Source organism: Acidovorax cavernicola (assembly GCF_003581445.1).
In genome coordinates, this window is the sequence record NZ_QXMN01000017.1 from 1 (window position 1) to 23,792 (window position 23,792).

Here is a 23,792-nt window from a genome sequence, read left to right on the forward strand (position 1 = left end):
GCGCAGGGGTGGGGGTCATGGTCTTGCTTCCTTTGGGTGTCGGTCGGTGAAGGGATCGTCGGAAAGACTAAGCAGCAGCAGCAGCAGCAGCAGCAGCAGCAGCAGCGGCACGCTTGCCCTTGGCAGGAGCGGCCGCCTTGCGCGGTGCGCGCGGCTTCCTGCTGGCGGGCGTCGCAGCAGAAGTGGCCGTGGCGGTGCGGGTCTTGGAGGCGGCGGGCGCCTTCGCGCGGCGCGGGGTCGCGGCCGCCTTGGCGGGCGCAGGCCTGGCTTCGACCTCGGCCTCCTTCACGACCACCGGCTTGGCAGCGCCCTCCACGCTCGGCAGCCGCTCAATCTGCCGCAGCGCCGCGCGCAAGTGGCCGATCAGTTCGTACGACTCTTCCTGCGACAGGATGCGGCGGCACGCGGTGAGGCCGAGGTCGAGCGATCCGGCGTAGCTCTGCACGGTGATGTTCAGCGCGTTGCCGTGGTACGGAATGGAGACCGGATAGAAGTGCGCCATGCGCGCGCCCGCCACGTAGAGCGTGGCGCCGGGGCCGGGCACGTTCGAGATCAGCACGTTCGCGGTGGGCGGCAACCGGCGCGCCAGGTTGGAGCGGCCGAACAGCGAGGCCAGGCTGGTCATGAGCCAGGGCGAACCGGTGATCGGCATGTCCACGCCGAGCACCGGCTTGAGCTCGCGCACCACCGCCTTGGCCGCCTCCGACGACGCATGGATCGCCTTGAAGCGTTCCGCCGCGTCGGCGATGTCGGTGGCCAGGTCGACACGCACCATCGACACCTGGTTGTTCATCGAATCGTCGCCCTCCGCGCGCAGGCTCACCGGCACGCCGGCGATCAGCGCTTCCTTCGGCAGCAGGTTGCGTTCCTTCAGGAAGCGGGCCAGTGCCTCGCTGCACATCGCCATCACGATGGTGTTGACGGTGCCGCCCACGCGCTTGCCCAGGGCCTTCAGCTCGTCGAAGGGGAGCGAGAGCGTGCTGTAGGAACGCTGGTTGGTGATGGCGTCGTTGAACATGCTCTTGGGCGCCATGCCCAGGCTCAAGCGGCGCTGGCCCTTGCCGGTCTGCTGGCTCGCGAGCACGCTGCCGGCCGCCGTGAGCGCGCGCGCGGCGGCCGGCAGCAGCTCGGCCAGCTTGCGGTACTGGCGCGCCGAGTTGGACACCGCCGCCTGCAGCAGCTCGGCCACGCCGAGCTGGTAGTGGCTGCCGTTGCCGCGCTTGCGGCGCGCGGGCGGCACCTCGCGCATCTGCGCCGTGGTGTCGTAGAGCACCTTGGCCAGCTCGGTGCCGGCCTTGCCGTCGACGCCGCTGTGGTGGGCCTTCGTGTAGAAGGCCACCTGGCCGTTCTCCAGTCCTTCGATGACGTACATCTCCCACAGCGGACGGCTGCGGTCGAGCAGGCTCGAATGCAGCCGCGCCACGAGGTGGTGCAGCTGTTCCATGGTGCCGGGCCGGCGCAGCGTGAGGCTGCGCACGTGGTAGTCGAGGTCGATGTCGTCGTCGTCGATCCACACCGGCTCGGCCAGCTCGAAGGGCATCTGCGCGAGCTTGCGTGTCAGCACCGACGCCAGGTGCAGTCGCTTGCCGAGCATGCCCTTCACGTCTTCGTAGTAGTCGCCCCGGTAGCCCTCGGGCAGGTCCAGGAGCATGAGGCTGCCGACGTGCATCGGCGTCTCGGGAGTTTCAAGGTGCAGGAACGACGCGTCCATGCTGCTCAGGTGGTCCATGGCGTGGCCTCTTTCGTCGGTGGATCGGTTGGGATTGAAAAGGCGGCTGCGCTCAGGCGGTGGCTGCGGCGACGGCCTGGTTGCGCAGCTCTTCGTCCATGAGGTCTTTCTTGGAGAGCTTGCCCACCGCTGTCTTGGGCAGCGCGGCGCGGATCTCCAGGGCCTGCACCATCTCGTGCTTGCCCACGCGTTCCTTGAGGAAGGCCTGCAGCTGCGCCAGCGTGAAGGGCTCGGCGCCGGCCTTGAGCATCACGAAGGCCTTGGGCGACTGGCCGCGGTATTCGTCGGCCACGCCGATCACCGCCACCTCGTTCACCGACGGGTGCTGGTAGATGGCTTCCTCGAGCACGCGCGGGTAGACGTTGTAGCCGCTGCACAGCAGCATGTCCTTGCAGCGGTCGACGATGAAGACGAAGCCGTCCTCGTCCATGTAGCCCACGTCGCCGGTGCGAAAGAAGCCGTCGAAGGTGGTGCTGTCGGCCGTGGCTTCCGGCTTGTTCCAGTAGCCCTTCATCACGTTGGGGCCCTGGATGCACATCTCGCCTTTCTCGCCCAGCGGCACGTAGCGCGTGGGATCTTCGAGGTCGAGCATCTTGATGACCACGCCCGGATGCGGAATGCCGCACGAGCCCGCCTTGCGCTGCCCGTGCGCGGGCGAGAAGGTGCCGGTCGGCGAGGTCTCGGTCATGCCCCAGCCTTCGGCTAGCCAGGTGCCGGTGATGGCACGGAAGCGTTCGCCGACCTCCATCGGCAGCGGCGCGCCGCCCGAGTTGCACAGCTTCAGCGAGTGCAGGTCGTACTGCGGCGTGTCGGGATCGCCGATGACGGCGGTGAACATGGTGGGCACGCCGCAGAAGGTGGTGAGCTTCTTCTCGGCGATGTCGCGCAGCGCGGCCTTGGGGTCGAAGCGCAGGTGCTGCACGATCTCGGCCGCCAGGCGCACGCCCAGCAGCAGGTTGACCGTGAGCGCGTAGATATGGAACGGCGGCAGCACCGCGAGCAGCCGCTCGGTGCCCATCTGCAGCACCGGCGGCGTGCCCGACTGCGTGATCACCACCTGCTCGCAGGCCGACGAGAGGTTCGCGTGCGTGAGCATCGCGCCCTTGGGCAGGCCGGTGGTTCCGCCCGTGTACTGCAGGATGGCCAGCGCCTCGCGCGGATCGCCGATGGGGTGCGGCGTGTAGCGGCCGTCGTTGTCGAGCAGTTCGGAAAAGCGCAGGTGGTGCTCGTCGCCCGAGATGTCGACGGTTTCGTTCTTCGCCTTCATCTGCGCGGCCACCTGCTGCGGCGCACCCGTCATCTCGGCCAGGTTGCCGACGATGAGCTTCTTCAGCCGCGTCTTGCCGAGCATCGCGGCCATCTGCGGATACAGCGCCGCCAGGTCGAGCGTGATGAGGAAGTCGGTCTGGCTGTCCTCGATCTTGTGCTCGAGCACCTTCGCCGCATCGAGCGGCGAGTAGTTGACCACCGTACCGCCCGCTTGCAGCACGCCGAACAGCGCCACCAGGTAGTGCGGCGTGTTGGGAAGGAACAGGCCCACGTGCACGCCGGGGCGCACGCCCAGGGCCTGCAGCCCCTTGGCGGCACGATCGACCAGCGCGCCCAGCTCGCGGTAGTTCAGGCGCTTGCCCATGAAGTCGATGGCCGGGCGGTCGGGATGGCCGGCCACCGCATCGGTCAGGATCTGCTGGACCGGCTTGGGCGTGATGGTCTCGTCCCACTTCACGCCCTCGGGGTAGGAGGCCAGCCAGGGCTTGTCGTTGCTGCGGTTCATGTGTTGTCTCCGGATGAGGTGATGCGATTGCGATGGATCAGGCCGCCTTGCGCACGTCGCGATGCGGATCGAGGTACAGCAGGCGGCGCAGGCCTTCGCGGCGGAACGGCTTCCATTCCCCCTCGGGCTGAGCCAGCCGGTCGGCAATGGCGTAGAGCACCACGGGGTTGTGGCCGAGCCCGCAGTGGCTGCCCTCGACCTCGATGTTTTCGGAGGTCGCGCTCTCGCGTTCGCGGCAGCCCTGCCAGGCGACGATGCCGTCGGTGCGGCTGTAGATGGCGCTGGCCGGCACGGGCGGCGGTGTGCGCATGCGTTCGCGCTCGGGCCAGTCCTCGACCTTGCGCTCGCTCACCATCTCGTACAGCCGCCACGCGTTGCTCGCGCGCGGCTCGCCCGCGAAGGGACTGCCCAGCGTGATGACGCTGCGCACCTGCGACGGCGCGCGGCGTGCCAGCTCGCGTGCGAACACGCCGCCCAGGCTCCAGCCGACGATGCTCACCTTGCGGCCGTAGCGTTCGTGCAGTTCGGCCAGCCGCTCCTGCATCTGGTCTTCCACGCCGGGACGCGGGCCGAAGTTGGGTCCGAGCTTCCATCCATGCGCGCGATAACCGCGGTCGCGCAGGAAGGCGCGCAGCGGCTGCGTCGACGCATCGCTGGCCGACAGGCCGGGCAGCACGAGCACGGGATGCCCGTCGCCCGACGGTGCCATCCGCAGCATCGGCGCCATGGTGAAGAAGGCGGACAGCTCGGCGACGGCGCGCCATTCGAGCATCAGCAGGCGGCGGGATGGAGGGGCAGCAGCAGAGGTTGCGGTCATGGTTTTTTCTCGGTTGGGGGAAAGGTCGAAGAGGTCCGTGCCGACGGTGCAGGCGCGGCATGCCCGTCGCCGAACGCGAAGACACGCGCGGCGAATTCGCAGGCGATGCGGGAATCAGGAATGGAAGCGCCGCTCCCGCCGCGAGGGCGGTCCGGGGCTGTGGTGGCCACGTGCATGCATGGTGTGAACCCGCCGCGTGCTGCCGATCGGCGCCGGATGTTCCGGCACCCGCGAGGTGCATCCATGTTGTCTCCTGTCGGCCTCGTCCGTGCCATCGAGGGGCTCGGATCGGGCGTTGTCTCTTGTTTGATCTGAGCGCGATCTTTCCGCGAGGCCTGTGACAAGGAAAGGTGCGTTCAGACCAGTTCGCGGTGATTTCGGGACGCGATTCGCGGAGCTACTCGCACGATCCGAACCGCATGCGCGCACGGGCACGCAGCCCTCGCGAAGCGCGAGGGTGCAAGGGCGCACAATGTTCAGCGGCTCAGGATTTCAGGGCCTTGGCGCGCGGTAATCCTGCGGGCTGCGCCCGGTCCAGCGAGAGAAGGCATGGCGGAAGTTCGACGCATCGCTGTAGCCCAGTCGCTCGGCGATTTCCTCGGTGGTCATGCGCGTGGTGCGCAGGTATTCGATGGCCAGCACGCGGCGCACGTCCGCGAGGATGCCGCGGTAGTTGGTGCCTTCGGCCTCCAGCCGACGGCGCAGCGTGCGCGGATGGATCGACAGCTCGGCCGCCATCGGCTCGATGGTGGGAAAGCGCCACGGCATGTGGTCGATGAGCGTGCGGCGTACCACCGATGAAACGCCGCTGGAGCGTGGCAGGTCGGCCAGCACCTGCTGGCACATCTCGCTCACCATCGCGTGCGTGACCGAATCGGGCAGGCGCGAGGGATGGTCGATCCACGGCGCGCCGATGCTCAACTCGTCGCGGTCCTGCGCGAAGATGGCCGGGCAACGGAACAGCGTGCGGTAGGCACTGAGGTCCTCGGGCTCGCGAAAGCGCACCTGCAATGACGCGAAGCCGAACGACGGGCCGTACAGGTCGCGCCCCAGCCGCAGGTGCGCGGCCATGGCGAACTCCAGCGCGAAGCGATACAGCGGATCGTCCGGGTCGGGCGACAGCAGCACCTCGTAGGGCAGGACACCGACCGCGCCTTCGCGCAGGTAGGCCACCGGCCCGGCCACGGGGCCCATGACGCGGTTGTACTTGATGACGAAGTCCATCAGGTCCGCATGCGTCGGACTGCTGAGCAGGCCATAGCCATACATGCCATAGGCCGTGAGGTGCATGCGGATGCCCGCGCGGAACGCGACCGTGGGACCGGGCGCCAGGCGCACGGCGTTGCGGAACACGGCGGCGGCCTGTTCGTAGGAGATCCGCATCGACGGCTGTCGCAGATCGTCCTCGGCAATGCCGCTTCCCGTGAGGGCTTGTCCCGGCGCAATGCCTTCCTCGACCAGGGTGGCGACGATGGCTGCGACACGTTGCGGTCCGTAGACGCGTGACTCGAAGTCGGGTGGCGAACGGTACGGCAAATCAATCCCTTCAGAACACTTCTCTCTTCGATTGCGAAGGCCGCGAAGGCCTCGCGTTTTTGAAGGTGGCCGCGAGGATATCGAAGCGGCAAGGGGCATCAGATGCGGAATTTCCCGATGGCGCGAAATTGTCCCGAAGTCACTCCCGGGTGGTCTGAACGAACCTTTCTCGGTGCCGGACGCCGGAGAAAGATGGTCGTCGAAACACCTGCGCGAACCCAGCGCGCGCCCTGCCCGAATGCACCGCGCCCCCCCCATGGATACCCTGCTTCGCGTACCTCTCGTGTGCAGCACACTGCATCGAAGCGGCATCTCGCGCCGCTGCGAAAGCACGCGCGCCGGGCCCGACGATTCCCTGCACTCCCTTTGCTTCCTTTCCCTTCCTTTGGAACGTTCAACACCATGCACACAGACTCGCCCCCTGCCCTGTTCGCCACTGCCAACGGCCTGCGGCTGGCCTATGACTGCTTCGGCGACACGGCCGCGCAGCCACTGTTGCTCATCATGGGCCTGGGCACCCAGATGATTGCGTGGGACGAAGCCTTCTGCGAAAGCCTTGCCGCGCGCGGCTATCGCGTCATCCGCTTCGACAACCGCGACATCGGGCTGTCCACCCGCCTGGACGCCGCGGGTATTCCCGACGTGGCGAAGCTGCTGGGGCAGGCGCTCGTGGGCCTGCCGGTGGATGCATCGCAGGTGCCGTACACACTCGCGGACATGGCCGACGATGCCATCGGCCTGCTCGATGCGCTGGGCATCGACAGCGCGCACATCGTGGGCGCCTCGATGGGCGGCGCCATCGCCCAGGAGATCGCGCTGCGCCACCCGAAGCGCATCCGCACGCTGGTGTCGATCATGGCGACCAGCGGCGCGCACGGCCTGCCGCCGCCGAAGCCCGAGGCGCTGCAGGTGCTGCTCACGCCCGCGCCGACGGACCGTGCGGGCTACATCGCGCGGCAGCAGCAGGTGATGAAGGTGCTGCGCGCGGGGGCCTATCCCGACGAGGAGGCGCTCGACGCCGCGCGCGCCACGCGCACCTACGAGCGCGGCCTCAACCCGGCCGGCTATGCGCGCCAGCTCGCGGCGATCATCGCCTCCGGCAGCCGCAGGGAGCGGCTGGCCTCGGTGCAGGCGCCCACGCTCGTCATCCACGGCGATGCCGATCCGCTGGTGCCGATCGAATGCGGCCAGGACGTCGCACGCCATGTTCCCGGCGCGCGGATGGTGACCATCAAGGACATGGGGCACGCGCTGCCCCGGGTCACCTGGACGCCGATCATCGACGCGATCGCCCGGCACGCGGCCTGACCACGACGCGTGCGCTGCAGATCCAACACAGCACGCGCCCGGTGACGGGCCAGAGGGTATTCACTGAGCCGATACCCGCGAATCTGTCGGCTGGTTGACGGAATCGATTGCCGCCGTTTCCTAGCATGGGAAGACGGCTCCCCCTCGATGCCAACGAGGACGCGCCGAGAGGCGGGGAGCCCGCTCGATCCATTCCAAGGAGACATTTCCGTGAACAGGACATTGCTGCAATCGGCACGGACGGCACTGCTGGTGCTGCCCCTTCTCGGCCTGGCTGGCGCGGCCACGGCACAGGACGCCGCCAGCTATCCCGGCAAGACAGTGACCATCGTCGTGCCCACGCCGCCGGCCGGCGGCACCGACCTCATCGCGCGGCTGTTCGCCGATGTGCTGGGCAAGGCGTTCAAGCAGAGCGTGATCGTCGACAACCGCGCCGGCGCCAACGGCATCCTGGGCGTCGACTACGTCGCCAAGGGACCGGCCGACGGCTCGCGCGTGCTGTTCACCTACGCCGCGACGATGGTGATCAATCCGTCGCTCTACAAGAAGCTGCCCTACGAACCGCTCAAGGACTTCGCGCCCATCGCCCAGATCGGGCGCGGCGGCAACCTGCTGCTGGTGCGCAAGGACCTGCCGCCGAACACGCTCAAGGACTTCGTCGCCTACGCCAAGGCCCACCCCGACAAGCTGAACTACTGCTCCTGGGGCAACGGCTCGGGCGGGCATCTCACGATGGAAGGCCTGAAGAAGCAGGCCGGCATCTCGCTGCTGCATGTGCCCTACAAGGGCAGCAGCCCCTGCGTGCAGGACCTGATGGGCGGCCAGGTGGACGCCGCTTTCGCCGACATCTCGTCCACCATCGAAGTGGTGAAGGCCGGCCGGGTCAAGGCACTGGCCTACAGCGGCTCCGATCGCCTGCCGATGCTGCCCGACGTGCCCACGATGACGCAGGCCGGGTATCCGTTCAAGAACTACACCTGGTACGGCTTCTTCGTGCCGGCCAGGACGCCGCCCGCCATCGTCCAGCGCCTGAACGACGAGATCTATCGCGCCCTGCAGGACCCGGCCGTGCTCAAGCGCCTGCGCGAACTCAACTTCACGGACCTGCCGCAGCCCACGCCGGCGCAGTTCAAGGAGGTACTGCGCCAGGACCTGCAGGACTGGAGCGTGCTGGTGAAGTCCATCGGCGTCACGCTGGACTGAAGCAAGCCCGGATTTCCCATCCACCACGACGCCGGGGCCTCGCGGACATCGAGGCCTCGTGCGTCCGCAAAAACCACCCGATGACACAAGACAAGACGAACTCCTCCGCCGGCCCCGGCGGCTTCAACACCACGCCCGGCCAGGGCAGCCACCTGCCCTTCGACGCGCCGCCCAGCGCCAGCATCGCGGGGCGCAAGCTGTCGGAGTCCACGCACGTGCGGCGCCAGGCCGCGCCGCCCTTGCGGGCCGATGCGCCGAACGTGCTGATCGTGATGCTCGACGACGCCGGCTTCGCGCACCCCGACACCTTCGGCGGAGAGATCCGCACGCCCACGCTCACGCGGCTCGCCGGAAGCGGCATCACCTACAACGCCTTTCACAACTGCGGCGTGTGCTCGCCCACCCGCGCGTCGCTGCTGACCGGACGCAACGCGCACCGCGTGGGCTACGGCCACATCTCCGAGTACGCCACCGACTGGGACGGCTATGTGGGCGTGATCCCCAAGAGCGCCGGCACGCTGGCCGAGGTGCTGGGCGCCTGGGGCTACAACACGGCGGCCTTCGGCAAGTGGCACAACACGCCGGCCAACCTGACGACGCAGATGGGCCCCTTCGACCGCTGGCCCACCGGCCACGGCTTCCATCATTTCTATGGCTTCCTGGGCGGCGAGAGCTCGCAGTACGAGCCGCGCCTGGTCGAGAACACCACGCTCATCGAGCCGCCGCGCGACGAGGGCTATCACCTGAGCGAAGACATGGCCGACAAGGCCTGCGGCTGGCTGCGCCGCCACCGCGCCATCACGCCCGACAAGCCCTTCCTGATGTACTGGGCGCCCGGCGCGGTGCACGGGCCGCACCACGTCTTCAAGGAGTGGACCGACAAGTACAAGGGCAAGTTCGACGACGGCTGGGACGCCTACCGCGAGCGCGCCTTTGTGCGCCAGAAGGCGATGGGCTGGATTCCCGAGACGGCCGAATTGACGCCGCGACCCGACACGCTCGCCAGCTGGGACAGCATCCCCGAAGCCGAGCGCCCCTTCCAGCGCCGGCTGATGGAGGTGTATGCGGGCTTCCTGGAGCACACCGACGCGCAGATCGGCAAGGTCGTCGACGAGCTGGAGCGTCTCGAGCTGCGCGACAACACACTGGTGTTCTTCGTGTTCAGCGACAACGGCGGCAGCGCCGAAGGACAGAACGGCACCGTGGTGGAGCTGCTGGCGCAGAACCGCATCTCCACCAAAATCTCGCAACACCTGGAACTGCTGGAGAGCCTGGGCGGCCTGGACGCGCTGGGCGGCCACAAGACCGACAACATGTACCACGCCGGCTGGGCCTGGGCGGGCTCGACGCCGTTCCAGAGTACCAAGCTGATCGCCGCGCACTTCGGCGGCACGCGCACGCCGCTGGTCGTGTCGTGGCCGCGCGGCATCCGGCCCGACGCCACGCCGCGTTCGCAGTTCCATCACGTCAACGACATCGCACCGACGCTCTACGAGATCCTGGGCATCACGCCGCCGGTCGAACTCAACGGCGTGAAGCAGGACTCGCTGGACGGCATCTCGATGGCCTACACCTTCGCTCATCCGCAGGCGCAGGGCCGCAAGGGAGTGCAGTACTTCGAGGTGGCGGGCAGCCGCATGGTGCACCACGACGGATGGACCGCGGGCGTGTTCGGCCCACGCATTCCGTGGGTGGCGGGCACAGCCCCCGGGCTGGCCACCTGGGACCCGGACAACGATGTCTGGGAGCTGTACCACGTCGCCAACGACTACGCGCAGGCGCACGACCTGGCGCAGGCGCAACCGGCCAAGCTCGCGCAGATGAAGGAGATCTTCGCCGTGCAGGCGGGCATCAACCAGGTCTATCCGCTGGGCGCCGTCTACCAGCTCACGCTGAAGCCGCAGGACCGGATCACGCCCGCGCAGACCTCCTGGCGTTTCACCGGCGACATCACGCGCATCCCGGAAAACTGCGCGCCCAACATCAAGACGCGCAACCACACGGCCACCGTCGACGCCACGCTGGGCGAGCGCGCCCACGGTGTGCTGTTCGCGCTGGGGGGCTTCAACGGCGGCATCTGCCTGTACATGGACGACGGGTACCTGGCCTACGAATACAACATGCTCGGCATGTACCGCTTCAAGGCGCGCTCCAGCGAACGCATCGCCATCGGCCGCCACGCGCTCGAAGTCCAGCTCACGATGAGCGAAGGCACCGCGCCCCAGCGCCCCGCGCGCGCCGTGCTGCGCGTCGATGGCGTGCAGGTGGCGGCGTGCGACATCGGCGTCACCGTCACGGCGATCTTCTCGGCCTGCGAGACCTTCGACATCGGCTGCGACCTGGGCTCGCCGGTGGCCGCGGAGTACTTCGACCGCGCGCCGTTCCGTTTCGACGGATGCATCCACGAAGTCTGGCTGCGCTACGCGGGAGCGCAGGCATGACGTCGTCCGGCCCCCGGGTATCCGCGCCCGTGACCACGGAAGAGGAAGCCCATGCCATCGGCATCGAGGCCTACACCTACGCCTACCCGATGGTGGTGATGGAGCTGACGCGCCGCGTGGCAACCAACGTCGCGCAGCCCGACGGCGCGCGCGTGCGCGGCCCGATGAACCGCTTCGTGCATGTGCCGGCCTACCCCGACGCGAGCTTCAAGGACGTGGTGCGCCCCAACGCCGACACGCTGTACTCCAACATCTGGTACGACGTCGGCGAATCGCCGCTGATGCTGACGCTGCCGGACACCGGCGACCGCTACCACGTCATCCCGTTCTACGACCTGTGGACCGATGTGTTCGCCACGCTGGGCACGCGCACCAACGGCAACGGCGGTGGCCGCTTCGCGCTCGTCGGCCCGCGCTGGAAAGGCACGCTGCCCGAAGGCGTGCGTGCCATCGTGAGCCCGACGGATGTGGGCTGGATCGTCGGTCGCATCCAGACCAACGGCGCGGCCGACTACGCCCATGTGCACACACTGCAGGCAGGCTTCGAGGCCGCGTCGCTGTCGGATGGGGGCAAGCCCCCTGCGCCCGGCCGCGTCGATCCGGCGATGGACATGCGCCCGCCGGTCGAGCAGGTGGCCGCGCTCGACGCGGGTGCCTTCTTCGCGCTCTTCGCCGAACTGCTCAAGCGCAACCCGCCGCATGCGGCCGACGGTGCGCTGCTGCTGCGCATGGAGCGCATCGGCCTGGTCGCAGGCCGCAGCTTCTCGCTCGCACAGGCTCCCGAGGTGGTGCAACGGGCCCTCGAGCGCGCGGCACCCGACGCCTACCGGCGCATGCTCGATCGCGCGCCGGCGCTGCGCATGGTGCGCAACGGCTGGAGCTTCGGCAGCAACGTGGGGGTCTACGGCAACGACTACCTGGCGCGCGCCTTCGTCGCGCACAGCGGACTCGGGGCCTTGCCGCGCGAGGAGGCGCTGTACCCGCGCTCGGTCTGCGACAGCGACGGCCAACCACTGTCAGGTGCCGCGCGCTATGTGCTGCATTTCGACAAGGAGCAACTGCCGCCGGCCGATGCATTCTGGTCGCTGAGCCTGTACGGGCCCGACCAGTTCTTCGTCGACAACGCGCTCGACCGCTACGCCATCGGCGACCGCGACGCGCTGTCCTTCAACGCCGACGGCTCGCTGGACCTGTACATCCAGCATGCCTCGCCGGGCGAGGACAAGACCTCGAACTGGCTGCCCGCGCCCGCGGGCCCCTTCAGCATGAACCTGCGCCTGTACGTGCCGCAGGCACCGGCGCTCGACGGGCGCTGGGCTCCACCGGTGCTGCAGCGCCTGCCCTGACCACACCGAGCGAACCGATCGCATCGCCTCTCATCCGAAAGACACCTGTCCCATGAACCGTTCCAGCTTCTGTCTCCATGCACTGCGCGCATCCGGCCTGTGCATCGCCTTGCTCCACCTGGCGGCCGGCACCGCCATGGCGCAGGCCGACTACCCGAGCAAGCCGATCCGCATCATCGTGCAGTACCAGGCCGGCGGCTCGGCCGATGCGCTGGCGCGGCTGGTCGGCGACGGGCTCTCCAAGCGCCTGAAACAGCCGGTGGTGGTGGAGAACCGCAGCGGCGCGGGCGGCATCATCGGCACCGACTACGTGGCCAAGAGCGCGCCCGACGGCTACACCGTGCTGCTGTCGGTGCCGGGACCGATCGCCGCCAACCTGGCGCTGTACAAGAAGCTGCCCTACGACCCGCGCACCGACCTGCGCCATGTGTCGGACATCGCGAGCACGCGCACCATCATGGTCGTGCATCCGTCCGTGCCGGCGCAGGACTTCAAGGGCCTCGTCGAGGCGGTGCGCAAGGCGCCCGGCAAGTACGCGATGGGCTCCTGGGGCCCCGGCGTGCAGCCGCACCAGATGCAGGTGTTCATGGACAAGACCTACGGTACGCAGACCCTGCACGCGGCCTACAAGGGCGAGAGCCCGATGGCGGTCGACCTGCTCAGCGGCGTGATCCAGATGACCGTGGGGTCCATCAGCACCTTCCAGCCTTACGTGACCGCCGGCAAGCTGCGCGCGATCGCCGTGCCGGGCGCGCAACGCGCCAAGGCCGCACCGTCGGTGCCGACCTTCGCCGAACAGGGCTACAAGGACGACATCTTCATGCTCATGGCGCCGACCTCGCTGCTGGTGCCGTCCAAGACGCCCGATGCCATCGTCGAGAAACTGAGTCGCGAAGTCGCCGCGGTGGTGAAGCAGCCCGACGTACAAAAGCGCATCGAGGACATGGGCGCCGAGCCCATCGGCAACGCGCCGGCCGAGGCCACGGCGGCCTACAAGGCCTTCCTGCCCGTGTCGCTGAAGCTCACGCGCGCCACGGGTGTGACGCTGGACTGATTGCACGCCCCCCCCGAGGCCCGTGCGCGCGGGCCTCAGTCTTCCGCGGCAATGCGGTGCAGCTTGGGCAGATCGACCACTGTGATGAGGCGATAGCCCTCGTTGCAGCCGAGCACGCCCTCTTCCTTCAGCTGCGCCAGTTCCTTTCCGACGGTCTGCCGCGACACGCCCAGCATGTTCGCCAGGTCGGTCTGCGAGATGCGCAGCTCGGTCTCGCACGCTCCGCCGCGCTCGTCTCCATAGCGATACACCATGTTGATCAGCGTGATCGCGGTACGCCGGCGCACCGAGCCCAGCACCTGGTCCTGCAGGATCTCGGCGCTGATGCGATAACGCCGCAGCATGATCTGCGCGATGCTGCGCCAGAGCACCGGCTCCGCATCGAGGATGCGCCGCAGCGCGACGCCGGAGATGTGAATGATCTGGGAGTCCGCGCGCGCATCGAACGCGAAGATCGGCTGCACATCGTCGATCAGATGCACCAGGCGCGTGATCTGGCCGGCCCCGAGCACCGACAGGATGTACTTGTCACCGGCCGCGTTGGTGGCCGCGACCTCGATCGATCCCGACACGATCACGAACACCTCTCGCGGGTGGCCTCCGCGACTCACGAGCGGTGTGCGGCGCCGGTAGTGCCTGGCGCGCGCGAAGCTCGCCAGCTCGCGCAACCGGTCTTTCGGCCAGTCGAGAAACACCGGGCATGCAGCCAGCCAATGCTCGATCTGTTCCCTTGTGCTCTGCGATGCTTGTTGAGGGTATTCCATGGGATGACTCGGCAAAAACTGTTGCCTGGTTGACGGATTCGAAGAGCAGCGATTCCTATCATAGGACTGGCCATTCAAAGAACAACGAGGAACTCCCTAAGTGAGACACACACGCTCCCTGCCTGCGCGCATGCCGCTGTTTCGCAGCCCCGTGAACCCTTCGTTGACATGGCTCTTCACGTCGCCCACGCGACATCGCACGCGAACCGCGATGCGAGTGCCGTGATGCGAAGGCCGGTGCCACCCGCACCTGCGCGCGCCTAGAAGCGCACCCCTTTTCCCGAAGTCACCGGAGGGCATCCGCCCTTCGGAACACCCGAGCCCTGGAACGCAGCGATGCGCACCAGCGGCTTCGTTCATCCCTGAAGAAGCAAGAGACGCAAGACCTGCCATGAAACATCACTCCCTGGCCGCACTGGCCCTCCTCGCCACCGCCGGCACGGCATCGGCGCAATCGTCCGTGACGGTGTTCGGCATCGTCGACGTGGGCATCAGCCGCTACACGTCGAAGAGCACATACCACAGCCCCAACCCTTTTGCGCTGCCTCCGGCGAACGCGGCGGGCGGCGCGAAGACCAGCCAGACCGCGATGTCCAACTCGGGCTATGCAGGCAGCCGCGTCGGCTTTCGCGGCACGGAAGACCTGGGCGGTGGCCTGGCCGCGAGCTTCTGGCTCGAGTCCGGCATCACGAACGACGACGGTGCCAAGGGCATCACCAACTTCAACCGCCGCTCGACCATGAGCCTGTCGGGCCCGTGGGGTGAGCTGCGGCTGGGCCGCGACTACGCCGCGACCTTCTGGAACGACACCATCTTCGACCCCTTCGGCACCAACGGCGTCGGCACCAACCTCATCGCCAACATCAACAGCCGCATCGCTGCCATTGCCGGCCCCGGCTCCGTGGTGGCCTCGACCGACAACTACATCCGCACCGGCAACTCGATCAGCTACTTCCTGCCGCCGAACCTGGGCGGTGTCTACGGCCAGGTGCAGTACACGCTGCACGAGAACACCAAGCGCAGCGACCAGATCGGCACGCCGTCGGCCAAGGGCCGCTACGTGGGCGGGCGCGTGGGCTACGCCAGCGGTCCGCTCGACATGGCCATCGCCTACGGCCAGAGCACCGCCGCCGACAGCACCACGCTCAACGCGCTGGGCATCGCGACCGCCACGCAGGAGCGCAAGATCAACTCGCTGAACCTGGGCGCGTCGTACAACTTCGGCCCCGCCAAGCTGTTCGCGGAGGTGTCGCGCGTGCAGGACAAGAACGAGACCGGTGCCCTGCAGAGCCTGCCGGGCCTGGCGGTGCCGTTCATGAACAGCACCACGCGCAAGGACAAGTACAACGGCTACCTGCTCGGCGTGACCGTTCCCGTGGGCCCCGGCCTCATCCGCGCGTCGTATGCCTCGGTGAAGTACAGGAACGGCGCGCCGGCCCCGACCGACCTGAACAGCCTGCTGTGGGGCCTGAACGGCAACCGCGACACCACGGCGAACCAGATCTCGCTGGGCTACGTGCACAACCTGTCCAAGCGCACCGCGCTGTATGCCTCGGTGTCCCGCATCCGCATCAAGGACGGCTGGAACAACCCCGGCGTGATGGGCGCCATCACCGGCGGCTCGGCCAGCTACCTCAGCGGCGGCACCGCGCAGGCCGCGGGCTGGGCACCGCGCTCGTCGATGGGCTACGACTTCGGCATCCGCCACGCGTTCTGATCGGACGCATCACGCATCGCACGCCCGGTGCGTCACCGCCCGGGCGTCTTTCTTCTCTTCGAAAGAGGCACCATGAATCTGAAATCCTTCTGGCCGCTGCTCATGGCGGCCCTGCTCGTCGGCGGATGCGCCACGTCGCCCGTGCCCACCACCTCGCCCGCCGACGTCGGCGAGACGCGTCCGGGCTCCGGCTACCTCAAGGGCTACCTGGCGCAGGCCGAACAGCCCGACAGCCTCGCGCTGCTGCCGCCGCCGCCCGAAGCGGGCTCGGCCGCCCTGGCCGCCGATGTCGCCGCGTTCCGCAGCCTCACGGCACTGCAAGGCACGCCGCGCGGCGCGCTCGCGGTGCGCGATGCCAACCTGCGCTTTCCGCAGGCCGCCTCCACGTTCTCGTGCGCCCTGGGCGTGCAGATCTCAGAGCAGCGGACGCCGCACCTGAACATGCTGCTGCGTCGCACGCTCGCCGATGCGGGCGGCGCCACCTACAAGGCCAAGGAGAAGTACCAGCGCACGCGGCCCTTCGTCATGTTGAAGACCGGGAGCTGCACGCCGAAGGAAGAAGCGCACCTCGCCAAGGACGGCTCCTATCCCTCCGGGCACTCGGCGCTGGGCTGGGCCTGGGCGCTGGTGCTGACCGAGATCGCACCGGAGCGCACGGACGCATTGCTGCAGCGGGGCCGCGCCTTCGCGCAGAGCCGCGGCATCTGCGGCGTGCACTGGCGCAGCGACATCGAGGCGGGTCGCCTGATCGGCGCGGCAACCGTGAGCCGCCTGCATGCCAACCCGGTCTTCACCGCGCAGATGGCGGCGGCCCGGCAAGAGGTCGCGCAGGCGCGCAGCCGTGCGGACAGCGCACCGCCCGCGGCCGAATGCACGGCCGAGGCAAGCGTGATCTCGGGTGCCGCCAGCCTGGCGCCCTGACGACATCGCCAAGGAGACAGGCGCGAGGGGCGCCTGAACCGCAAAATACGCGACGGCGCCGCTTCCTGATCTTCGTGGCACCACGACCCAGGAAAGATTGCCCGCATGAGCGCCCCTGCAACACAAGCCTACGGCCCGGAACACATCCAGCGCGTGGAGTTCGGCCCCGTCTCCGTTTTCTTCGGCACGAAGAGCGGCAAGTACCCCGATGGCAACCAGGTGCTCATCCGCGGGACAGACACGCTCGCGGTGCTCGATACACCGATCGTCTCGAACTACATCGGGCCCGCGTTCGACGCGGCCGAACTGGTGGTCATGGGGCATGTGCATGAAGACCACATGGCCGGGCTTCATCGCCTTCCCCACGCACCAGTGCACGTGCACGAGGCCGATGTGGAAGCGGCACGCAGCTGGGACGGCATGCTCGCGGCATTGGGCATGACCGATCCGTCGATCGGCGAGGAGATGCTGGCCAAGCTCCAGCAGGAGTTCTTCTACGCGCCACGGCCCGATGCGCAAGCCTATGCGGATGGCGCGTCCTGGGACCTGGGCCAGGCGCGGATCCGCGCGTTCCACATGCCCGGACACACCGCGGGGCACACCGTGCTGGTGGTCGAGCCCGTGGGCGTTGCGTTCATCGGCGACATCGACCTGACCGGCTTCGGCCCCTACTACGGCGATGCGACCTCGAGCCTGCGGGACTTCCGCCACAGCCTGAAGCAATTGGCGGACGTCCCGGCGAAGGTCTGGGTCACGTCCCATCACCGGGGCGTCTACACGGACCGCGACCGCTTCCTGCACGACCTCGCGGCCTTTGCCGCGAAGATCGACGAGCGCGAACAGCGGCTGCTTGCGTTGCTCAGCGAGTCGCCCCGAACGCTGGCACAGCTCGTCGAACAGCGGCTGCTCTACCCGCCGGGCCATGAAAGCCCGTGGGTGGTGGCCGCCGAGACGCGCACGATCTCGCAGCACCTGGCCGAGTTGCTGGCCGACGGACGCGCGAAGGTCGATGAGCGCGGTGTCTATCGCCGGGCCTGATCGGCTCTCGCACGGCGGTTGCAGCGCGGTTCGTGTCCAGCCGAGAGCTCGCGCCGGGAATCGATCGATCCTGTGGCCGACGACTTGGACGTGGCTCAAGACAGGACAGTCAACAGCGAGGCCCGCAAGAACCGCCGATCTAGGCGGGCAACCGCAGCACCGGCAAGTGCCAGCCGCCGTAGATGCCGCCCAGCCGAAGCGCCACGATCAGCAGCACGCCTGCATGGAATGCCCAACGACGCGGCGTGCCCGCAGCCTGCAGCAGAAGGTATGCGGCGATGCCTGCGATAGCGGCCGAGCCGTAGATGCCGCTGCTCAGCAGCAGCGGGATGCGAGCAGTCAGCACATCGCGCAACAGGCCGCCGGCTGCACCCGTCATGGTGCCGACGAGCATCACGATCACGGCCGGCAGGCGCCGCTCCTCGGCCACCTGGGCGCCGGTGATGGCGAACAAACCGAGCCCCAGCGCATCGGCCAGGGCCAGCGCGTGTTCGGGCAGCGGCATGACGTGCACCCAGGCGATGCCGAGTGCGGTGGCAGCCAGGATCGCGTAGACATAACGCACGTCGCGAATCCAGAACACGGGATGACGATCGAGCAGCAGGTCCCGCAAAGTGCCGCCGCCTACAGCCGTGACCGACGCGACCACGACCACGCCCAGCCAGTCGAGCCCGGCGTGGCCGGCCGCCAGCACGCCGCTGACTGCGAACACGGCAACGCCAGCGAGATCGAGCAGGTACAGCAGCATGGATTCCTCAGCGCGACCGTGGATTGGCGCAGTCAGAAGGACGGGTCGGCACCGTGTGCGGCAGGCTGCCGCCGGCAGCCATCGCGGCGGAAGAACCGCAATAGGCCGCTTCCAAGATGGGCGCGCGCTACCGACCAGAGCAATGGGTTGAAGACGAGCCGCTTGTCACGCCGCCGATGGTGACGGAGGTGCCGGACGAATGGCAGTTCTCGTGAGTCCAGCCTGAGTTCGTAGAGTTGACTTGCTCGGTCTGGTGTGGGTTGAGCCGTGCCCGCTCCATTTGCATTTCCATCCGCATCTGCTGGTCCCGCAACTGCGCGGCCTGCTGGTCTGCACGATGCTGGTCCGCCTGCATCATGCAATTTGCGAATGCATCTGAGCCCTCGGCGAAACCATAGCCAGCGCACGTTCGTTTGTCCGCTGCCTTGATTTCCTCAGGCGAGGCGCACGCGACCATCAGCAAGGGCGCAACGATCGATGCAGCGAGAACGCGGAAATGCCGTCTGTCAAAGGTCATCTCAATTTCTCCTCTCAGAGTTTGCCGTCGGCATTCTGCATGGAAGAGAGAGCTGATGCTGCAGCAGTTCAACAACAAGAAGACGCCTTGGCCACGACTGCGAACCCGGCCATCTCAGGAATGCATCTTTAAGTTCTCAAGGGCAGCGCCCCGATGCCGATCGGTGTCGCTCTTCGAGGTGTCCTGAAGCTTCTCGCCCGCGCCCGGCAGTTCCAGCGCGATCAACCGATCCCTAGCGCCGATGGCTATCACGCGGCTTTCGCCTGCGCCCCCTGACGGTTCTGCGCCGCCCCCTGATGTCGTCCACCAGGTAGTCGACGAACGCGCGCACCGCAGGTGACAGGCGGCGCCCGGCCAGCGACTGCACCTGCATGAGCCGCTGCTGCAGCGGGAGGCTGTCGATCGGGATCAGGACCTGCTGCGACTCGCGCAGGCGGTTGCGCACGGAAAGCGACCCGCACAGGGTCACGGCGTTGCCATGGCGCTGGTAGGCGTTGAGCGCGGCCAGCGAATTGGATGTCATGGCCGCATCGGTGCGCAGTCCCTCCAGGCCGCATGCGATGTCGAAGAGCTGCCGGATCGTGTTCGCACCGGTTGGCAGCACCAGCGGATAGTCCATCAACTCCTTCAGCGCCACGCTCTCGCGCCGAGCCAGCGCGTGCCGCTTCGAAACTAGGGCATACACCGGCGCGTCCTCGGAGTACTCGACGTGGATGCCCTCCTGCGCGGCCATCGCGAAGCTGAGCGCCACGTCCGCACCGCCGGCCCGGACCGCGCGCGTCGCCTCGGCCGGTGAGCACACCTCCAGCGTGAAGCGCACCCCCGGGTGAAGCCCGTGGAAGCCCGCCATCACATAGGGCAGGTAGTCGTGGGCAAAGCCTTCCGAACAACTGACGTGCACCGTGGTGTTGGACAGGCTCTGCAGGCCCTGCAGCTCGGCGCGCAGATCTTCCGCCTCGAGAAAGGCGCGCGTCGCGTACTCGCGCACGAACACGCCGGCCTCGGTCAGCCGCATCCCGCGCGGGTCGCGCTCGAACAGTTGCACGCCCAGGTCCTCCTCCAGCCGGGCCACCTGCCGGCTGACGGAGGAGATCGTGATGTGCAGCGCATCCGCGGCCGCCGTCAGCGAGCCCCGGTCGGCGACCTCGAGGAAATGGGCCAACGGTGCGGCATGGACGCTGGTGAGTTTCATGGCTTTCTCCGGGCGACAGGATGGCATTTGATGTTGCTTCTGCATCGCCTTCGTTCGCATTCTCTTTGCTTATTTTGCAAAGCTGCTTTCACTCGGGTTTGCACCGAGACGCACGCGCCTGCGGCTCCTTGCACCGCGATGCATGCCTCTGACGGTACGTTCCGCAGCGCAACGTCAATGCCCTCGACCGGCCCGGCATGCACCGCCGTGGCGCAGCCAAACGTGCACGCCCCGTCCAGCAACGCCCCCATGCGCGGGCGCCCTGTTCTTTACGCGAAGAGGGGCGACTCCTATCGTCAATGCGAGTCATCTCCTGCGTTGCCCTTTACCCTCACCATGCCCTCTCTCGCAAAGAAGTCCTCCCCTGCTGCTCCCGTCTCCGAGCTGTGCTTCCTCGACGCCGTGGCCCTGGCCACCGCCATCCGCAAGCGCCAGCTGAGCGTGCACGAGGTGATCTCGGCCCACATCGCGCAATGCGAGCGCACCAACCCGCGCGTCAACGCGATCGTCACGCCGACCTATGAAGCCGCCCTGCAGGATGCCGAGGCCTGCGACGTGCTGCTGGCGCATGGCCACGAGCCCGGACCGCTGTTCGGCCTGCCGGTTGCGCACAAGGACTCGTTCCTCACGCAGGGCGTTCGCACCACCTTCGGCTCGGCGGCCTACGCCGACAACGTGCCGGCACGTGACAGCGCCGTGGTGGCACGCCAGAAGCACGCGGGCGCGATCGGGCTGGGCAAGACCAACATGCCGGAGTTCGGTGCCGGCTCGCACACCTTCAACGCCGTCTTCGGCGCGACGCGCAACCCTTACCGCAGCGACGTCACGGCCGGCGGCAGCAGCGGCGGCGCGGCGGCCGCGTTGGCCTGCGGCATGGTGGCGCTGGCCGACGGATCGGACATGGGTGGCTCGTTGCGCAATCCGGCCAGCTTCTGCAACGTCGTCGGCCTGCGCCCGTCCATCGGCCGCGTGCCCATGGCGCCGAGCGCCTACCCGTTCAACACGCTGACGGTCGGCGGGCCGATGGGCCGCAGCGTCGCCGACGTTGCACTGCTGCTGGACGCGATCGCGGGCCACGACCCCGAGGACCCGCTCTCCGTCGCGCGCCCGGACCACGGCTTCGGTCTGCCTGCACTGCAGGAGACACGCGGCCTGCGCATTGCGCTGAGTCCGACCCTCGGCGGCCTGCCCTTCGAGGCGCCGGTGCGCCAGGCGCTGCGCGAAGGCGTGGCGCACCTGGAGGCCATGGGCTGCCATGTCGAGGAAGACGAACCCGACTTCAGCGACGCCGACTTCGCCTTCGAGACCCTGCGCGCGCTCGCCTTCGCGACCAACTACGGCCCGGTGCGCGAACTCAAGGGCGACCTGCTGAAGGCCTCGGTGCGCTGGAACATCGATCTCGGACTGGCGCTCGACGGCAAGGCCATCGCCGAGGCCGAGCGCGCCCGGGCCCGCATGTTCACGCGCATGCAGGCACTGCTGACACGCCACGACTTCCTCGTGGCGCCCGTATCGCAGGTGGTGCCGTTCGATCTGATGCAGGAGTACCCGCAAGCCATCGACGGCGAGCCGATGCCGCACTACATCGGCTGGATGCGCTCGTGCTGTCGCCTCACGGTGACAGGGCATCCGGCCATCTCCCTGCCCTGCAGCTTCACCCCGGACGGCCTGCCGATCGGCATCCAGATCGTCGGCCGGTTCCGCCAGGAGCGTGCGTTGCTGGCCTTCGCGCGCCAGTTCGAAGCGGCCAACCCCGCAGGACGCCGCCGGCCACGCCCCTGAAGCACCACGCGTCGCGGCACACGATTTCCCAACTCACCGACAAGACATGCACATGACCCAGAGAAGAAGACGCCTTTGCACCCTGGTCCTGACGGCGCTGGGCGCATTCGCCCACGGGCCCGCCAGCGCGCAGGACCCGTATCCGAGCCGCCCCATCCGGCTGGTCGTGCCCTTCCCGCCCGGTGGCTCGACCGACGTGATCGGCCGCATCCTGTCGAAGTCTCTGGGCGAGCGGCTCAGGCAACCCATCGTGCTCGACAACAAGCCCGGCGCGGGCACGGTGCTCGGCGCGGACACTGTCGCCAAGTCGCCCGCCGACGGCTACACGCTCCTGCTGAGCGCGGCCACCACGTACACCGTCAATCCGGTCGTGCTCAAGAAGATGCCCTACGACGCAGCCACCGCCTTCGAGCCGCTGGGCATCGTCGGCTCCACCCCGTTGATCCTGCTGGCCAACCCGACCCACATCAAGGCCGGCACGCTCAAGGACCTCGCCGTCGAATCCAGGTCGCTCACCGACCTGGCCTACGGCTCCTTCGGCAACGGCAGCAGCGCCCACTTCGCGGGCGAGATGCTCCTCGCGGCCACGGAGATCAAGGCCCTGCACGTGCCCTACAAGGGCAGCGCGCCGGCCATGACGGACCTGATCGGCGGACAGATCCCGCTGTCGGTGGACACCGTCGTCGCGGCCGCGCCGCAGATCAAGGCCGGCAAGGTCCGCGCCCTGGCGGTCACGAGCGCGCAGCGCTCGCAGCTGCTGCCGCAGGTGCCCACCGCCACGGAAAGCGGCTATCCCGCCGTGGTGTTCAGCACCTGGTTCGCCATCGTCGCGCCCAAGGGCGTGCCCGAGCCCGTGCGCGCGAAGCTCGAGGCGGCCCTCGCCGAAATCATGAAGGAGAAAGCCACGCGCGATCAGCTGGTGGCCAGCGGCTACGAGCCCGAGTACGGCACGCCGGCCAGCTACCGCAACCGTGTGGCGGCGGAGATCGAGCGGCTGCGCATCATCGCCGCGCGCTCGAAGATCTCGGTGGATTGACGTCTGCACGTGAGGCCGGAGCGCGCAGCCGGTTCACCCCACCGATGATCGCCTCGGCAACCACCCGTGGGTTGTGAAGAGTGAACTCGCTCTGCGCCGTGCCCTTCACGATGAGTTCCTCGAGACCGCGCCCACGGGCACGCTGGTACTCGTCAAAGATATCGCGCGCCTGCGGCGAGGCTTCGAGATCGGCCCAGAACCGGATGCTCAGGCGCGATGCCGCTCAAGCGGCCATCCTTGGCAATGCCAGAGCCTTTCGGGATGTGCTGATGCCAGCAAGTACGGGACGCCCCGTCATCGCGCCGCAATGGTCCAGCGCCTGACGCAAGACGGTGTCCACCTTGCGCAGCGACAGGCCGTAGTGGGAGGCAACCTCCTGGCGTGTCTTCTCCTCGATGCGCAATGCCTCCAGGACCGCCCGGTGACGCCGGGGCAGGCCCTGCATCGCGCGGTCGACCGAACCGACTTCGGCGCGCACCAAGGCCATTTCTTCAGGCCCCGGCGCGTCGTCGATTGCCAGTTCGACTGCGGTGTGCGGATCGTCTACATGGCGCCAAGCCCCTTCGCTACGCAAACGATCCATCGCCAGATTGCAGGCCACTCGATAGACGTAGGCATTGGGGTTCTCTACAGGCGCCCCCACCCGCAGGTGACCCAGCCGTAGCCAGGCATCGTGCAGGCATTCGCTGGCCATCTCGACGCACCCGAGATGGCGGGTCAGCTTGCGCCGCAACCCCTCATAGTTGGAGCAGAGAAAGACCTGCAGCGCAAGGCGACGCTGCGCTTCGTCTTGCGATTCGTTGGCCGCTTCGTCGCGAGGCGGTGCTTCCTGTTCGCAAAGGACACTGGGTGCCATGACATGCCGCTCC

General features: G+C 68.0%; 19 protein-coding genes. 10 read left to right on the forward strand and 9 right to left on the reverse strand.

Going from position 1 to position 23,792, the window contains the following annotated elements:
- Positions 1-67: 67 nt before the first annotated feature.
- From D3H34_RS15025 to D3H34_RS15040, 4 genes are all read right to left on the reverse strand, one after another.
- Positions 68-1,729, reverse strand: a complete 1,662-nt coding sequence (locus D3H34_RS15025; RefSeq protein ID WP_119554311.1) for a wax ester/triacylglycerol synthase family O-acyltransferase — start codon at positions 1,727-1,729, stop codon at positions 68-70.
- A gap of 52 nt (positions 1,730-1,781) precedes the next feature.
- Positions 1,782-3,503 (reverse strand): long-chain-fatty-acid--CoA ligase, encoded by a 1,722-nt coding sequence (locus D3H34_RS15030; protein ID WP_119554312.1) that lies wholly within the window; start codon positions 3,501-3,503, stop codon positions 1,782-1,784.
- Between the two features lie 37 nt (positions 3,504-3,540).
- Complete coding sequence (locus tag D3H34_RS15035) at positions 3,541-4,320, reverse strand: esterase/lipase family protein (RefSeq protein ID WP_119554313.1); 780 nt, start codon at positions 4,318-4,320, stop codon at positions 3,541-3,543.
- A 492-nt stretch (positions 4,321-4,812) separates the two neighbouring features.
- The gene (locus D3H34_RS15040) at positions 4,813-5,856 is read right to left on the reverse strand and encodes an AraC family transcriptional regulator (protein ID WP_205736729.1); all 1,044 of its coding nucleotides are present in this window, start codon (positions 5,854-5,856) and stop codon (positions 4,813-4,815) included.
- Positions 5,857-6,258: 402 nt separating this feature from the next.
- On the opposite strand from D3H34_RS15040, the gene D3H34_RS15045 reads away from it, so the two are divergent.
- The 5 genes from D3H34_RS15045 (at position 6,259) to D3H34_RS15065 (ending at position 13,208) form a co-directional block, all read left to right on the forward strand.
- Positions 6,259-7,164, forward strand: coding sequence for an alpha/beta fold hydrolase (locus tag D3H34_RS15045; protein WP_119554314.1), 906 nt, complete (start codon positions 6,259-6,261; stop codon positions 7,162-7,164).
- Between the two features lie 210 nt (positions 7,165-7,374).
- A complete protein-coding gene (locus D3H34_RS15050; RefSeq protein ID WP_286185761.1) occupies positions 7,375-8,367 on the forward strand; it encodes a Bug family tripartite tricarboxylate transporter substrate binding protein in 993 nt (330 codons plus the stop codon).
- A gap of 80 nt (positions 8,368-8,447) precedes the next feature.
- Positions 8,448-10,808, forward strand: coding sequence for an arylsulfatase (locus tag D3H34_RS15055; protein WP_119554316.1), 2,361 nt, complete (start codon positions 8,448-8,450; stop codon positions 10,806-10,808).
- Entirely contained in the window at positions 10,805-12,154 is a 1,350-nt protein-coding gene (locus D3H34_RS15060; RefSeq protein WP_119554317.1) for a DUF1254 domain-containing protein, read from the forward strand. The genes D3H34_RS15055 and D3H34_RS15060 overlap by 4 nt, the downstream gene beginning before the upstream one ends.
- A 52-nt stretch (positions 12,155-12,206) precedes the next feature.
- Complete coding sequence (locus D3H34_RS15065; RefSeq protein WP_119554318.1) at positions 12,207-13,208, forward strand: Bug family tripartite tricarboxylate transporter substrate binding protein; 1,002 nt, start codon at positions 12,207-12,209, stop codon at positions 13,206-13,208.
- Positions 13,209-13,243: 35 nt separating this feature from the next.
- Here the strand turns inward: D3H34_RS15065 and D3H34_RS15070 are convergent, their stop codons facing one another.
- Positions 13,244-13,972, reverse strand: a complete 729-nt coding sequence (locus D3H34_RS15070; protein WP_119554319.1) for a Crp/Fnr family transcriptional regulator — start codon at positions 13,970-13,972, stop codon at positions 13,244-13,246.
- Positions 13,973-14,363: 391 nt separating this feature from the next.
- Here D3H34_RS15070 and D3H34_RS15075 point away from each other — a divergent pair, with 391 nt between their 5' ends.
- The 3 genes from D3H34_RS15075 to D3H34_RS15085 all read left to right on the forward strand — a co-directional run bounded on the left by D3H34_RS15075 (position 14,364) and on the right by D3H34_RS15085 (position 17,648).
- Positions 14,364-15,689 (forward strand): porin, encoded by a 1,326-nt coding sequence (locus D3H34_RS15075; RefSeq protein ID WP_119554320.1) that lies wholly within the window; start codon positions 14,364-14,366, stop codon positions 15,687-15,689.
- A 72-nt stretch (positions 15,690-15,761) separates the two neighbouring features.
- Positions 15,762-16,610: an acid phosphatase gene (locus tag D3H34_RS15080; protein ID WP_119554321.1), complete on the forward strand. Its 849-nt coding sequence runs from the start codon at positions 15,762-15,764 to the stop codon at positions 16,608-16,610.
- Between the two features lie 105 nt (positions 16,611-16,715).
- Entirely contained in the window at positions 16,716-17,648 is a 933-nt protein-coding gene (locus tag D3H34_RS15085; protein ID WP_119554322.1) for an MBL fold metallo-hydrolase, read from the forward strand.
- 139 nt (positions 17,649-17,787) lie between these two features.
- Here the strand turns inward: D3H34_RS15085 and D3H34_RS15090 are convergent, their stop codons facing one another.
- From D3H34_RS15090 to D3H34_RS15100, 3 genes are all read right to left on the reverse strand, one after another.
- Entirely contained in the window at positions 17,788-18,396 is a 609-nt protein-coding gene (locus tag D3H34_RS15090) for a trimeric intracellular cation channel family protein (RefSeq protein ID WP_119554323.1), read from the reverse strand.
- A gap of 127 nt (positions 18,397-18,523) precedes the next feature.
- Positions 18,524-18,913: a hypothetical protein gene (locus D3H34_RS15095; protein ID WP_119554324.1), complete on the reverse strand. Its 390-nt coding sequence runs from the start codon at positions 18,911-18,913 to the stop codon at positions 18,524-18,526.
- A 232-nt stretch (positions 18,914-19,145) separates the two neighbouring features.
- Positions 19,146-20,105, reverse strand: a complete 960-nt coding sequence (locus D3H34_RS15100) for a LysR family transcriptional regulator (RefSeq protein ID WP_119554325.1) — start codon at positions 20,103-20,105, stop codon at positions 19,146-19,148.
- Between the two features lie 336 nt (positions 20,106-20,441).
- Here D3H34_RS15100 and D3H34_RS15105 point away from each other — a divergent pair, with 336 nt between their 5' ends.
- Both D3H34_RS15105 and D3H34_RS15110 read left to right on the forward strand, forming a co-directional pair.
- Positions 20,442-21,887, forward strand: a complete 1,446-nt coding sequence (locus D3H34_RS15105) for an amidase (RefSeq protein ID WP_119554326.1) — start codon at positions 20,442-20,444, stop codon at positions 21,885-21,887.
- Positions 21,888-21,939: 52 nt separating this feature from the next.
- On the forward strand, positions 21,940-22,923 hold the full coding sequence (locus tag D3H34_RS15110) for a Bug family tripartite tricarboxylate transporter substrate binding protein (protein ID WP_119554327.1): 984 nt from the start codon (positions 21,940-21,942) through the stop codon (positions 22,921-22,923).
- A 223-nt stretch (positions 22,924-23,146) separates the two neighbouring features.
- On the opposite strand, the gene D3H34_RS15115 is transcribed toward D3H34_RS15110, so the two are convergent.
- Positions 23,147-23,779: an RNA polymerase sigma factor gene (locus D3H34_RS15115; RefSeq protein WP_119554328.1), complete on the reverse strand. Its 633-nt coding sequence runs from the start codon at positions 23,777-23,779 to the stop codon at positions 23,147-23,149.
- Positions 23,780-23,792: the final 13 nt, after the last annotated feature.

Coding starts and splice junctions, on each gene's coding strand:
- D3H34_RS15025 (WP_119554311.1), bottom strand. CDS start 1,729: ATGGACCACCTGAGCAGCATGGACGCGTCGTTCCTGCACCTTGAAACT.
- D3H34_RS15030 (WP_119554312.1), bottom strand. CDS start 3,503: ATGAACCGCAGCAACGACAAGCCCTGGCTGGCCTCCTACCCCGAGGGC.
- D3H34_RS15035 (WP_119554313.1), bottom strand. CDS start 4,320: ATGACCGCAACCTCTGCTGCTGCCCCTCCATCCCGCCGCCTGCTGATG.
- D3H34_RS15045 (WP_119554314.1), top strand. CDS start 6,259: ATGCACACAGACTCGCCCCCTGCCCTGTTCGCCACTGCCAACGGCCTG.
- D3H34_RS15055 (WP_119554316.1), top strand. CDS start 8,448: ATGACACAAGACAAGACGAACTCCTCCGCCGGCCCCGGCGGCTTCAAC.
- D3H34_RS15060 (WP_119554317.1), top strand. CDS start 10,805: ATGACGTCGTCCGGCCCCCGGGTATCCGCGCCCGTGACCACGGAAGAG.
- D3H34_RS15065 (WP_119554318.1), top strand. CDS start 12,207: ATGAACCGTTCCAGCTTCTGTCTCCATGCACTGCGCGCATCCGGCCTG.
- D3H34_RS15070 (WP_119554319.1), bottom strand. CDS start 13,972: ATGGAATACCCTCAACAAGCATCGCAGAGCACAAGGGAACAGATCGAG.
- D3H34_RS15075 (WP_119554320.1), top strand. CDS start 14,364: ATGAAACATCACTCCCTGGCCGCACTGGCCCTCCTCGCCACCGCCGGC.
- D3H34_RS15080 (WP_119554321.1), top strand. CDS start 15,762: ATGAATCTGAAATCCTTCTGGCCGCTGCTCATGGCGGCCCTGCTCGTC.
- D3H34_RS15085 (WP_119554322.1), top strand. CDS start 16,716: ATGAGCGCCCCTGCAACACAAGCCTACGGCCCGGAACACATCCAGCGC.
- D3H34_RS15090 (WP_119554323.1), bottom strand. CDS start 18,396: ATGCTGCTGTACCTGCTCGATCTCGCTGGCGTTGCCGTGTTCGCAGTC.
- D3H34_RS15095 (WP_119554324.1), bottom strand. CDS start 18,913: ATGACCTTTGACAGACGGCATTTCCGCGTTCTCGCTGCATCGATCGTT.
- D3H34_RS15100 (WP_119554325.1), bottom strand. CDS start 20,105: ATGAAACTCACCAGCGTCCATGCCGCACCGTTGGCCCATTTCCTCGAG.
- D3H34_RS15105 (WP_119554326.1), top strand. CDS start 20,442: ATGCCCTCTCTCGCAAAGAAGTCCTCCCCTGCTGCTCCCGTCTCCGAG.
- D3H34_RS15110 (WP_119554327.1), top strand. CDS start 21,940: ATGACCCAGAGAAGAAGACGCCTTTGCACCCTGGTCCTGACGGCGCTG.
- D3H34_RS15115 (WP_119554328.1), bottom strand. CDS start 23,779: ATGGCACCCAGTGTCCTTTGCGAACAGGAAGCACCGCCTCGCGACGAA.